At 41.5% G+C, this 13,128-nt stretch carries 15 protein-coding genes; 7 read left to right on the top strand and 8 right to left on the bottom strand.

Annotation, left to right across the window (positions count from 1 at the left end; genetic code table 11):
• Positions 1–305: 305 nt before the first annotated feature.
• The 8 genes from ruvX to EGC86_RS00840 all read right to left on the bottom strand — a co-directional run bounded on the left by ruvX (position 306) and on the right by EGC86_RS00840 (position 7,516).
• Positions 306–725, bottom strand: coding sequence for a Holliday junction resolvase RuvX (gene ruvX / locus EGC86_RS00805; RefSeq protein WP_102036446.1), 420 nt, complete (start codon positions 723–725; stop codon positions 306–308).
• Positions 726–904: 179 nt separating this feature from the next.
• Complete coding sequence (locus EGC86_RS00810) at positions 905–1,465, bottom strand: YqgE/AlgH family protein (protein ID WP_123776345.1); 561 nt, start codon at positions 1,463–1,465, stop codon at positions 905–907.
• Between the two features lie 33 nt (positions 1,466–1,498).
• Positions 1,499–1,828 carry a stress response translation initiation inhibitor YciH gene (yciH, locus tag EGC86_RS00815; protein ID WP_102036447.1) on the bottom strand — a complete coding sequence of 110 codons (330 nt, stop codon included), beginning with the start codon at positions 1,826–1,828 and terminating at the stop codon, positions 1,499–1,501.
• Between the two features lie 254 nt (positions 1,829–2,082).
• Entirely contained in the window at positions 2,083–3,096 is a 1,014-nt protein-coding gene (gene hemH, locus EGC86_RS00820) for a ferrochelatase (RefSeq protein ID WP_011638300.1), read from the bottom strand.
• A 253-nt stretch (positions 3,097–3,349) separates the two neighbouring features.
• The gene (locus EGC86_RS00825) at positions 3,350–3,883 is read right to left on the bottom strand and encodes a glutathione peroxidase (protein ID WP_123776346.1); all 534 of its coding nucleotides are present in this window, start codon (positions 3,881–3,883) and stop codon (positions 3,350–3,352) included.
• A gap of 128 nt (positions 3,884–4,011) precedes the next feature.
• Positions 4,012–5,115, bottom strand: coding sequence for a hypothetical protein (locus EGC86_RS00830; RefSeq protein ID WP_123776347.1), 1,104 nt, complete (start codon positions 5,113–5,115; stop codon positions 4,012–4,014).
• Between the two features lie 238 nt (positions 5,116–5,353).
• Positions 5,354–6,466, bottom strand: coding sequence for a PilT/PilU family type 4a pilus ATPase (locus EGC86_RS00835; RefSeq protein ID WP_123776348.1), 1,113 nt, complete (start codon positions 6,464–6,466; stop codon positions 5,354–5,356).
• A gap of 12 nt (positions 6,467–6,478) precedes the next feature.
• Positions 6,479–7,516 carry a type IV pilus twitching motility protein PilT gene (locus EGC86_RS00840; RefSeq protein ID WP_011638307.1) on the bottom strand — a complete coding sequence of 346 codons (1,038 nt, stop codon included), beginning with the start codon at positions 7,514–7,516 and terminating at the stop codon, positions 6,479–6,481.
• Positions 7,517–7,543: 27 nt separating this feature from the next.
• Between EGC86_RS00840 and EGC86_RS00845 the strand changes: the two genes are divergently transcribed.
• From EGC86_RS00845 to hemW, 7 genes are all read left to right on the top strand, one after another.
• A complete protein-coding gene (locus tag EGC86_RS00845) occupies positions 7,544–8,230 on the top strand; it encodes a YggS family pyridoxal phosphate-dependent enzyme (protein ID WP_123776349.1) in 687 nt (228 codons plus the stop codon).
• A 303-nt stretch (positions 8,231–8,533) separates the two neighbouring features.
• Complete coding sequence (gene proC, locus EGC86_RS00850) at positions 8,534–9,352, top strand: pyrroline-5-carboxylate reductase (protein WP_011638309.1); 819 nt, start codon at positions 8,534–8,536, stop codon at positions 9,350–9,352.
• Positions 9,353–9,587: 235 nt separating this feature from the next.
• Positions 9,588–10,136 (top strand): YggT family protein, encoded by a 549-nt coding sequence (locus EGC86_RS00855; RefSeq protein WP_011638310.1) that lies wholly within the window; start codon positions 9,588–9,590, stop codon positions 10,134–10,136.
• Between the two features lie 20 nt (positions 10,137–10,156).
• Complete coding sequence (yggU, locus tag EGC86_RS00860; protein WP_123776350.1) at positions 10,157–10,471, top strand: DUF167 family protein YggU; 315 nt, start codon at positions 10,157–10,159, stop codon at positions 10,469–10,471.
• Positions 10,472–10,545: 74 nt separating this feature from the next.
• A complete protein-coding gene (locus EGC86_RS00865; RefSeq protein ID WP_165872337.1) occupies positions 10,546–10,968 on the top strand; it encodes a DUF4426 domain-containing protein in 423 nt (140 codons plus the stop codon).
• 243 nt (positions 10,969–11,211) lie between these two features.
• Complete coding sequence (gene rdgB / locus EGC86_RS00870; protein WP_123776352.1) at positions 11,212–11,886, top strand: RdgB/HAM1 family non-canonical purine NTP pyrophosphatase; 675 nt, start codon at positions 11,212–11,214, stop codon at positions 11,884–11,886.
• Positions 11,887–13,026 (top strand): radical SAM family heme chaperone HemW, encoded by a 1,140-nt coding sequence (gene hemW, locus EGC86_RS00875; protein WP_123776353.1) that lies wholly within the window; start codon positions 11,887–11,889, stop codon positions 13,024–13,026. It begins immediately after the preceding gene.
• Positions 13,027–13,128: the final 102 nt, after the last annotated feature.

A 13,128-nucleotide genomic window follows, 5' to 3' on the forward strand; every position in this document is an offset into this window, starting at 1 on the left:
GAGGGCGATGAAAAGCGATAAAAAGCGATAAAAAGCGATAGAGCCTAGATGCTAGAACGCTACGCTGCTAGATTCTATAAAATCTTAACAGCGAAGCTGTCCTTAGAAGCGAAGCGCACTATCCGCGTAGCGGCCTAGTACTTAGAATCTAGATCACTAGAGCGCTACGCTGCTAGATGCTATAAAAGCTAAAAGACCTAGTAACTCGAACGGTACTGGAATCTGGTGACTAAATCTTAGCAGCGAAGCTGTTCCTAGAAGCGCAGCGCTCTAGCCGCGTAGCGACCTAGCACTTAGGCTCTAGATTAATACTGGTTTTCAAAATAGCTTTCGATAATTAACACAGCTGACACAGCATCAACTTGACCTTTGGTTAACGCTTTAAAACCACCTAATTCGAATAAACGGGCTTTAGCATCTGCAGTGGTTAAACGTTCGTCTTGGGTGGCAATTTTAACGCCAAAACGACCATTAATTCGATTAGCGAATTTTCGAGCTCGTTGAGTCATCTCTTGCTCGGTGCCGTCCATGTTTAACGGTAAGCCGACAACAACGAGATCTGGTTGCCATTCTTTTAATAATTTATCGATATCATCCCAATTAGGGATCCCATCAACCGCTTTAATTGATAATAAAGGTGTGGCGCTAGCTGTAATGGCTTGACCTATAGCGACACCAATACTTTTGGTGCCGTAGTCGAACCCTAAAACGGTTTGTGGTTGCATGTATATCTCTTGGTTTAATTTTTAGAGGACGCTTTAAAAGCAACAGCCTAGAGCGCTTCGCGGCTAGATACTATAAAATCTTAGCAGCGAAGCTGTCCCTAGCAGGACACAGTCCGCCCTAGAAGCGCAGCGCACTATCCGCATAGCGGCCTAGAATCTTAACAGCGTAGCGACCTATTTTAAGCATGTCCGACTTGGCTAGACATTTGCCAAATATCAAAACCGAGCTGTTGGGTAGCCATGAGCCACATTTGTTCGGGTTCAACATTAAATAGTAACTCTGGTGTGGCTTTGATTGTTAACCAGGTGTTGTCGGCAATTTCTTGTTCAAGCTGATCTTTACTCCAGCCGGAATAACCTAGTGCAACCACGAAATTTTCAGGCGATTTGTCAGAACCAATTGAGGCTAATATATCTCGAGAAGACGTTAGCATAATATCTTCGCTAATTTCGGTACTGTTGACCCAATGTTGTTGAGGCGTATGTAACACAAAACCACGTTCGGGTGCCACTGGGCCGCCAATGAGCACTTGACTGTCGAGGGAGAATACAAACTCTGGCGATAAATAGAGTTCCATTTGCTCAAGCAGATCTTCAACCTCTACACCGATTGGACGATTAACCATTAGTCCCATGGCACCTTTTTGATCATGCTCACAAATGTATATCACCGAGCGCTCGAAAAATGTGTCATCTAATGATGGCATCGCAATTAAAAAGTGGTCTTTTAAGCTATCCATATGCTATCCCCAATAGTGTTTTAGCGTTTTGTATTATCCACCCGCTAATTTCACAGTGAAATTCAACTTTTCTAATATGGATTTTATTTGTTCGCGATTGTCAGTTTGTACTTCAATGCAGAAGTCTTTCACTGTACCACCACAGCCACATTGTTTCTTCAATTTTTGCGCTAGGTCTTTTAAGGCTTTTTCATCTAACTCTAGCCCTTTGATCACACTTACGCCCTTACCTTTACGACCTTTACTGTCTTTATGAATCCGCACTATACCGTCGCCAGTTGGTACTTCAACTTGCGGCTTAGGCTGATCAATGCGACCTTTATCAGTGCTATAAACTAATGCGATATTGGGATCTATTCTCATATTATTTCTTTAGCAATAAAACATTGTTTAAGTTTAACAAATCATAAAAGCAGAGGCGAGGATATAAAGCTAAAAGCCTGGGTACGCAACAGCCTAGAGCGCTGCGCTGCTAGGACGCTACGCGGCTAGATTCTATAAAATCAACAGACCAGCCGCGTTGCGGCCTAGGATCTTAGCAGCGAAGCTGTCCCTAGCAGGACGCAGTCCGTCCTAGAAGCGAAGCGCCCTAGCAGTGACGGAGTCACGCCCTATAATTATAGAAAAGGTTTAACAAGATTTGCCATCATATTGATGTGGTCGTCGTTGTCATTTAGGCATTCGATATATCTGAAGTTCTTTCCGCCTGCATTTTCAAATACATGACGATTTTCACCTTTTATTTCTTCTAAGGTTTCTAGACAATCGGCGCTAAATGCTGGGCAAATTACGGCAATGTCAGTAATACCTTTAGCCGGTAGGCTACCAATTGTTGCATCGGTATAAGGTTGTAACCATTTAGCCTTGCCAAAACGAGATTGGAATGTGGCTACATAATCATCTTCACTAAAGCCTAACTTTTCTACCACTAATCGAGTTGTTTTCATGCAGAAGCAGTAATAAGGATCGCCTAAATGCAGGTTACGCTCTGGCATACCATGAAAAGACATCACTAGTTTTTGTGGTTTACCGTGTAGATCAAAATCTTTTTGAATAGATGCAGCAAGCGCGTCTATAAAATCGACGTTGTCATGATAGGTATTGATGAAATGCAGAGCAGGAATATAACGCCATTTCATTAGCTCTTTGGCCAATGCATCAAACGCAGAACCGGTTGTTGGAGCTGCATATTGTGGGTACAAAGGCAAAACGACTAAGTTATCGACACCTTGTTTGTGCATAGCTTGTAAAGTGCTCGACGTTGATGGAGAACCATAACGCATCGCTAAATGTACACTTGCATCGTACCCTTGGGCTTGTAGATGTTTGGCTAGTTTGGCTTGTTGATGTTGGCTGATAGCCAGTAAAGGTGAACCCTCTTCGGTCCAGACTTGTTGATATAAGGCAGCCGATTTAGCAGGTCGAATACGCAAAATAATGCCGTGAAGAATAATCATCCATATCAGTTTTGGAATTTCGACTACTCTAGGATCAGCCAAAAATTCAGCTAAATAGATGCGAACAGCTGATGCAGTTGGTGCATCTGGTGTACCTAGATTCAATAGTAATACACCGGTTTTGCCACGAGCTTTATGGCCGGTGTCTTTATCTAGCCCTGAAAATCTAGCCAAAGTATCTTCTCCGTTATTGGTATGGATTTACAAATACAGCTCACTTTGAGTAACGCGTGAGCGTAAGTTAAAATTGTATCGCATTCATTTAAAACAAAAAGAGCGCTAGGTATCGATTTTATCATCAAATTACCCGGTACTCGGCAAATATTTATTTACGCTAGCTAACTCATTTGGGTGTTTCTATTAAGTCACTTTACTTATTAGTAGCTGTATTTAGTCGCTAGGTTAAATAACTCAACTTAACTAACGATTACAAAACTGATTCAATCGCATTTTTCAATTCTTCGCTATCGGGTTTCACACGCGAACTAAATTGCTGCACGGTTTGACCGTCAGGCGAAACAACATACTTATAGAAATTCCATTTAGGTGCGGCACTTTTATCGCCCAAGTATTTAAATACGGAGTTAGCTTCATCGCCTCTAACAGGTGATGTTGCCACCATGGTAAATGTAACACCATAATTAATAAAACAAACATCGGCAGTTTTTGCTTCGTCTTTTTCTTCTTGGAAAAAATCATCTGACGGAAAGCCAATCACCACTAAACCTTTATCGGCATATTGTTTGTGTAATGCTTCAAGAGCTTCGAATTGAGGCGTAAAACCACAGTGCGATGCGGTATTAACGATTAATACTGCTTTGCCTTGGGTGAGTTCGCATAAATTTACGTTTTCTGTTGAGTGTAATTTACGAGCTTCAACATTGAGATAATCAGGACAATTTGCAGCAACAGTACTAAAACTTAATGCCATTAAGCCAATTGCCGTTAGGTATTTAATCATTGTTAATTTGTCCTTTACTCAAAGTTTATAAGAATAGATAAAAATAGGCACCGATAAACGAATTTATCGATGCCTAATTAGGTATCACAGGACTGTACGTAGTACTGCTTTATTCAGATCAAAAGTGATTAGAAGTAAAAACCGATATTGATGTTCAAACGTGAATGCCATGATGTATCACCGTTATTGATACCAACGCCTGCACCATCAACAAACCACATATTTTTACCGGCAATCCAATCTACATAAGAATAAAATTTACCTGCAGTGATGGCTACACCAGTCACATTCTGGATAGAATCATCAAGACCTTGACCCGATGCCATCACTTGGCTGTAATCGTTGTAAAAATTCAAATTAGTGATTGGTCCCCAATCAACGTCAACCGATTTAGCAATGTTAACGGTAGCAACATCGGCTTCAGCAGCAATTTCAAATGGATATTGAAATGCACTTAGCGCAATACGTTCACTGTTGTCTATACCATAGTCATAATGAATATATTGTAATTGTAATTGCCATTTTTTCCAGTCAAGTTGCCAATGCGCTGCAGCGGCAAGACCATTGGTGTCTTCACCCACTACAGTAGCTGCATCAGCCATAAAATCTAATTGGCTGTATTGTAATGAACCACCTAACTTATGAGTGACTTCACCAGAAGTAAATTCTCGCTCAACTCGAGCGTTGATTTGTCCTGCCTCTTCATATGGTGAATCGGCTGTTGTGGCCGCATCAAATGAGTAACGATCATAATTAGAACCGTCGCCAATTTCGTCATTAACAAAATAAGCTAAATCGTAACGCCAACCATCTTGTTCATTTTTGTAATGGATACCAGCATCATAATCATCTTCAAAGCCAAGATAATAAGTTGCGCCGAACCAAAATGAATGGGCTGCATAAGGCAATAAACCAAATGGCACTTGGGTTACACCCACTTGCACTGATTGGGCTTCATCAAATTGATAACCCATGTAGGCATGATGAACTACGTCCATGTTTTCATACCAACGATACTGAGCTGAGGCAAATAGGCCATCTTTGCTCTTATAGTTAACGTCAGCACGGAACAGTTCAAACTCAAGTTTGGAGTTGTTGTCGTAATCTTTCCAACCGTAGTTTACGCGTACTGCACCGCCGATATCGACTTCATCTGTGACTGGTACTGCTGAGGCCGCGAATGGGAACAAGATTAGCGAAGATAAGACGGTGAATTTTTGCCATAACTGCATGAAACATCCTTGAAATAACAATGTTATAAAGCGTGATAAAAATGAGTAACATATAATATTTTTAGTTACTAGATAAATGTTTTAATGTACCCGAGTCATCGCATTCTCTACAACAACAGCAGTAATTATAACAATCATAACGGTCATTATAACAAAAAAGGCCGTAAGATGTAGCTTACGGCCTCTCATAAAAAATGGGTCGATTGATAATCCACTCATTTACTGGCTCAAATCATCACTAATCCATGTCGAGGGTAATGCCTTCCATTGACCCTGAAGAAGCTGCTTCGTTATTTCGCAATTTAATCATTAAACGTAAATCATTAGGCGAATCGGCATGATGTAATGCATCGGCGTAACTAATCTCACCCTCTACATATAAATCTAGCAATGCTTGGTCAAAAGTCTGCATCCCTTGCTCGCGTGACTTACCCATGGTTTCTTTAAGTAAATGCAACTCATTTTTAGCAATCAAACTGGCCACTCGGGGAGTATTGATTAACACTTCAATGGCAGCGCGACGACCAGTTCCGTCAGATTTAGGAATAAGCTGTTGCGCCACAATGCCACGTAAATTTAACGACAAATCAAATAGCAACTGGTTGTGTTTGCTTTCCGGTACTAAATGCATAATGCGATCGAGAGCCTGGTTAGCATTGTTTGCGTGTAAGGTTGCCATACATAAATGACCCGTTTCGGCAAATGACAACGCAAATTCCATGGTTTCTTGAGTACGAATTTCACCAATCAGAATGACATCTGGCGCTTGACGCAGTGAACTTTTAAGTGCGGCATCAAATGAGTCGGTATCAATACCCACTTCACGCTGAGTAACTATACTTTTACGATGGTTATGTACAAACTCAACAGGGTCTTCAATGGTCAGAATATGTCCGCGAGCATGAGCATTTCGATATCCCACCAGCGCTGCCAACGAAGTCGATTTACCTGTACCAGTCCCACCCACCATGATGATAAGACCACGCTTACTCATGACCAAATCTTTCAAAATAGGGGGCAGTTTTAAATCATCGACTTCAGGAATTTGAGTTTCGATACGGCGCATAACACAACCGGCTGATTCACGTTGCCAAAAGGCACTGACGCGAAAACGCCCTAAATCTTTAGCCGCAAATGCAAAGTTGCACTCGCTTGTGTCATGAAACTCTTTCTTTTGGACATCACTCATTAACGACTCAACAAACACTAATGATTGCTCTGGTGTTAATCGATTTTCGGATAGTTGACGTAGCTCCCCGTCAATTTTGGCACTGGGTGGAAAACCAGCAGTGATAAATAAATCTGACGCCTTTTTTTCCACCATCATATTTAAAAACGGACGAACATCCATGATCCCAGTTCCTTAGAAATTAGCTTGTTTATTCGAACTCTTCTGCATCGCATCTTCACGGGTAATTAACCCACGATTGACTAAGTTTTGCAGACATTGATCCAGAGTTTGCATACCGTGAGACATACCGGTTTGAATAGCTGAATACATTTGTGCAACTTTATCTTCACGAATAAGATTTCGAATCGCTGGTGTACCCATCATAATTTCATGAGCAGCCACTCGACCACCGCCAATTTTCTTGATCAATGTTTGTGAAATAACCGCCTGAAGTGACTCAGACAACATGGTGCGGACCATGCTCTTTTCACCTTCTGGGAATACATCGACCACACGGTCAATGGTTTTTGCGGCTGAGGTGGTATGCAAAGTACCAAATACTAAGTGACCCGTTTCAGCGGCGGTCATGGCTAAACGAATGGTTTCAAGGTCGCGCATTTCACCCACAAGAATAACATCTGGATCTTCACGTAATGCACTTCTTAGGGCAGCATTAAAGCTGTGTGTGTGTTTGTGTACTTCACGCTGGTTGATTAAGCATTGTTTGTTCTGATGAACGAATTCTATCGGGTCTTCAATGGTTAAAATATGGTCATGTCGATTTTCATTAACGTAATCGACCATCGCAGCCAATGTGGTTGATTTACCCGAACCGGTAGGCCCGGTTACTAATACTAATCCACGTGGATAACTGGCGATTTTTTTAAATATTTCTGGTGCGCCAAGTTGCTCAAGAGACAAAATTTCAGAAGGAATGGTACGGAATACCGCGCCAGCGCCACGGGACTGATTAAATGCGTTAACACGAAAACGCGCCAGATTAGGCACTTCGAATGAAAAATCGATTTCTAGATGTTCTTCATAGTCTTTACGTTGTTTATCATTCATGATGTCATAGACAAGACTATGAACGCCTTGATGATCTAACGCAGGTAAATTAATTTTCCTTACCTCACCGTCAACGCGGATCATAGGAGAAACGCCTGCTGAAAGATGTAGATCTGATGCTTTGTGTTTTACACTAAAGGCGAGTAATTCAGTGATTTCCATTGTAGAGACATCCAGTTAACCAACATTATGACAACAATAGCAGACAGAATATCAATCGCCCAGAGTAGAATTAGTCAAGCGGCGCAAAAGTGTTCACGTTCATCGGCCGAAATAAGCCTACTTGCTGTGAGCAAAACCAAACCCATTAGTGACATAGTTGCAGCTTATCAAGCGGGGCAACGTCTATTTGGCGAAAACTATGTCCAGGAAGGCGAAACTAAGATTAATGCCTTACAGGCAGATTATCCTGATATTGAGTGGCATTTTATTGGCCCGCTGCAATCGAATAAAACCAAAGTTGTTGCCGAACATTTTGATTGGATGCATACCTTAAGTCGCGCCAAAATAGCCCAACGTTTACATGAGCAACGTCCAAATGACAAGCCGCCATTAAACGTGTGTATTCAAGTTAATATTAGCCAGGAACAATCTAAATCGGGCGTTAATGCTGAAGATGTCGCCACGTTAGCACTTGCTATTGCTTCCTTAAGCAATCTTAAATTACGCGGATTAATGGCTATCCCAACGGCAACTGATGACATACAACTTCAACAACAAGAATTTAGCCAATTGAAGCAAATTTTTGACCAACTTAAGCAGCAATATCCTAGCGTTGACACTCTATCAATGGGCATGAGCGGCGACATGGACATCGCCATCGCTAATGGCTCAACCATGGTACGCATCGGCAGTGCGATCTTTGGTGAAAGATAAAATCAACAGCCTAGAGCGCTACGCTGCTAGAAGCTATAAAATCTATAGCAACAGCCTAGAACGCTTCGCTGCTAGGTCGCTTCGCGGCTAGATGCTATAAAATCAACAGCCTACTCGCGAAGTGACTAAATCAAGCAGCGAAGCGGTCCCTAGAAGCGTAGCGATCCTAGCAGTGACGAAGTCACGCCCTAGATCCTAGCAGGACGTACGTAGCGACCCTAGAAGCGTAGCGTCCTAGGGCTGAATTAGGTAACATACACAGTAATTGGACATAAATTCACTCTTTTATTGGATACAGACTTAATGACTCAAGCAAAAGTATGTTTTATCGGTGCGGGCAATATGACTCGTAGCATTATTAGTGGCTTAGTTAAGCATGGCTATCCTAGTGACCTTATTCACGCAACCAATCCAAGCAAAGGTAAGTTAGATGCGTTGCAGCAAGATTTTTCGATTCAAGTTTCTCACGATAATCATGCAGCCGCACAAGCTGCCGATGTAATCGTGCTAAGTGTAAAACCTCAATTAATGGCGGCCGTTTGTGAAGACTTAAGTTCACTCGATTTAGCCAATAAGTTAATCATCACTATCGCTGCAGGTATTCCAGCGTCTCGTTATCAAGACTACTTTAAACAACCGATAAAACTTATTCGCACTATGCCTAATACTCCAACTCAAATTGGCTATGGTATGACTGGTATTTATGCCGATGACAGTATTTCTGCCGAGCATAAAGCAATTTGCGAAACCTTAATGCAAAGCGGCGGTAAAGTGGTTTGGGTTGATAAAGAACCGGAATTAGATCAAGTAATAGCACTTGCTGGTAGCTCTCCTGCTTATTTTTTCTTGTTTATCGAGTCTATGATCGCCTCTGGCGTCAACATGGGTATGGCTGAAGACAAAGCAAGACTCCTTGCTGAGCAAGCAGCATTGGGTGCTGCGCAGATGGTGATACAAAACCAACAGTTATCGGTAACCGAATTACGTCAAAATGTAATGTCAAAAGGCGGTACTACGGCTAGAGCAGTTGAAACATTCCAACAAGGCGGGTTAGTTGAATTGGTTGATAAAGCGATGACAAACTGTGTTGCTAGAGCCCAAGAAATGGCTAAAACATTCTAACGTTATGAGATGAACGATTATTTAACTTATGATTAATCCCTTTGGTGTAAAATAGTTGCGTAAAACTGAACTTATAAACACCAAATTTGAGTGATAATCCGTTATATTGGTCACTCAGTAAATCGTATCGTTAAATATTAGCGCAGTTAATTTTAGTACTAATTTACACTCAAATCTGCGCTCTAATTTAAGTACAATATTAAGCACTAAATCACATCAACGTAAGGCAACATACATGAATGCAATGAGTTTTTTAGTCAACACTCTGTTTGACTTATACCTAATGGTCGTCATTCTTCGTTTTTGGCTACAGCTTGCAAGAGCGGATTTTTATAATCCATTTAGCCAATTTGTGGTTAAGGCGACACAACCGATTATCGCACCAATGCGTCGACTATTACCCTCAGTAGGACGTTTTGATACTTCATCAATGGTACTGGCCCTGATTGTCGTGTTGGTCAAAATGTTAGTGCTTACTTTCATTGCAGGGGCAACTGTAGATATTGTTACTTTACTATTATTCTCAGTGATATCTGTCGTAAAACAAGCTGGCGTGTTACTTTTTTGGATGTTACTTATCCGTGCAGTATTGAGCTGGTTTAACCAAGGTTATAACCCAATTGTGATGGTGATGACCCAATTAACAGAACCTATTTTAGCCCCAGTGCGCAAAGTACTGCCTGCTATTGGTGGCTTGGATTTATCTGTATTAGTGGTATTTATTGCGATGAATTTCATTAACATGTTGTGCGCGCAATATATTCCTTTTTGGTCAATTATTTAGATTTAGAACAAACCTAACTAATGAATCCAGTAAGCTATATTAACGATGAGCAGCAAGGTGACTTGCTGCTTTTTGTTTATGTGCAACCCAAAGCCAGCCGCGATCAAATTGTCGGTTTGCACGGTAACGAATTAAAAATAGCCATCACAGCACCACCTATTGATGGTAAAGCAAATGCTTATCTGTCTAAATATCTTGCAAAATCCTGTAAAGTAGCCAAAAGTCAGGTTCATATCATTAAAGGTGAACAAGGTCGTCATAAACAAATTAGAATATGCCAACCTCAGGTTATTCCGCCAGAAATAGCCGCCCTTTTGTCACCGATTTCTCTATAATAATGTTATTGCTCACGCCCATTAAGGACAAAATTATGTTTCATTCTCTGCGTTTATCTCGCTCATTATTACACATGTTATTGTTGTCACTCATAACCATCACCAGTATTGGCTATGCTCATGCAGAGCAAAAACTACAAGTTGGTCATTTTGATATTCATTACATGGCGCTCAGTAGCACCTTTATTACTCCTGAAATAGCCAAAACCTACGGAATTGAACGTAGCAGTTACAATGGATTGGTGAACATTACCGTGCTCAATACTAATCTAGAAGGGAACCCTGCTATCCCTGTTGAAATATCAGGTATAGCTAATAACTTACTAGATGCCCGCATAACGCTTGATTTTAAAGAGATCCGTGAAGGAAATTCTATCTATTACATAGCAGAAGTGCCATATCGTGATGACCAAGAGGTCAATTTCACAATTGCCATTAAGTACGGCAACCAGCTAAACACCTCATTGAAATTCAAACAAAAGTTCTATGTAGATTAAGGCCTAAAATCTCGATATCGAGCGAAAGAGCTATATCGAGCGAAAGAGCTATATCGAGCGAAAGAGCCTAGAGCGCGGCTAGATCTTATACAAGCAAAAAGTGCAGCGTTCGCTCGTCATACTTGCTATCGTTTGTTAACGCCATTATCTCTTGCTACCGCTGTTACTGCTTGTTATCGCTTTTCATCGCCGTTACCGCTTGTCATCGCTTGCAATAGCCTATCGCGGGGTAGTTAGAGTATAATGACGGCAAATTTACCCTCATCTAAAAAACTTATGCATACCTTAGCCAAACAACAAATTGTTCTTGCCAGTGGCAACAAAGGCAAACTTGCCGAATTTGATCAAATGCTGACAGCATTTAATATTGAAGTATTACCACAGAATCAATTTAACGTGACAGAGGTTGCAGAGACAGGCACTACATTTGTAGAAAACTCCATTATTAAAGCTCGCCATGCCGCTGAAATAACGGGTAAGGCTGCAATTGCAGATGACTCAGGCATTGAAGTTGATGCACTACAAGGCCAACCAGGGATTTACTCGGCACGCTATTCTGGTCCTGGTGCAACTGAAACTAGCAACTACCTCAAGCTACTTGATGCATTGCAAGGTGAAACACTTCGAAGTGCCCGTTTCCAATGTGTACTTGTGTATATGCGTCACGCAAAAGATCCCACGCCAATAATTTGCCAGGCTTCATGGGAAGGAACAATAAACCATGCCCCACAAGGCGAACAAGGCCATGGATATGACCCAGTGTTTATTCCACAAGGTTTTGATTGCTCGGCAGCTGAGTTAACTCGTGAGCAGAAAAATGCCCATAGTCATCGAGGCAAAGCACTTGAGTTATTAGTGAGTGCCATGAAAGCCCAAGGTATTATTTTATCGAACAATACTTCTGGCGGTCATCAATAAATGACATTGCAACTTCCACCTCTTAGCTTGTATATCCATATTCCTTGGTGCGTGCAAAAATGCCCTTATTGCGATTTTAACTCTCATGGCCAAAATGGTGAGTTACCACAGCAACAATATGTCGATGCGTTACTGGACGATTTAAAACAAGACTTGGCTTATGTTCAAGGTAGAAAGGTGCATACCATCTTTATCGGCGGTGGCACGCCATCGTTATTTGACGCTAGCCAAATTCAACGCATACTTGAAGGCGCACAAGCATTAATCCCTTTTGAAGATAATATTGAAATCACCATGGAAGCCAATCCAGGTACATTAGAGCACGACGACTTTAGTGCCTATCGTGCTGCGGGTGTCACGCGCTTATCTATTGGGGTGCAAAGTTTTTCAAAAGAAAAACTTAATCTGCTAGGACGTATCCACAATGAAGATGAAGCTAAAGTGGCGGCAGAAAAAGCCAAACAAGCAGATTATTTAAGTTTCAATCTCGACTTAATGCACGGTTTACCAAACCAAAGCTTTGACGAAGCCATGCATGATATCGACACAGCAACAGCTTTAGCCCCACCGCATCTTTCTTGGTATCAACTCACCATTGAACCCAATACCTTGTTTCATTCAAAACCGCCACAATTACCAGATGATGAGAACCTGTGGCAAATTTACGAGCAAGGTCAGCAGCGCTTAGCGGCATTAGGTTATGAGCAATACGAAATATCGGCCTATGCCAAACAGGGATACCAATGTCGCCATAATCTTAATTACTGGCAGTTTGGCGACTACCTTGGCATCGGTTGCGGTGCCCACGGTAAGATCACTCTCCCCGACTCAAATCGGATTGTGCGCACCGTAAAAATAAAACACCCTAAGGGCTACCTCGCTGCGGATAAATATACCTTTGAAACCACAGATGTCGTTGAAGAAGACCGTCCGTTAGAATATTTAATGAACCGTCTAAGATTAATGACTCCAATCCCTAAAACTGAATTTGAGCAACGTACAGGTCAATCGGCCGAGGTGGTAAAGCTGGGAATGCAAAAATCAATTGAACGGGGATTATTGACAGAAACCACAACACATTGGCAATTGACCTCTAAAGGCCACATGTTTGTAAATGATTTGCTGTCTCAATTTATTTAACTTAATCAGCCGATTTAAAAAAACAATATGACTCGCAGTTTACTTTTTAATCCGGAAACTGCGAGCCAATAATCAGAAAATCGGCTTCTACCACTACATTCC

Source organism: Shewanella frigidimarina (genome assembly GCF_003797125.1).
Classification (GTDB): Bacteria; Pseudomonadota; Gammaproteobacteria; order Enterobacterales; family Shewanellaceae; genus Shewanella; species Shewanella frigidimarina.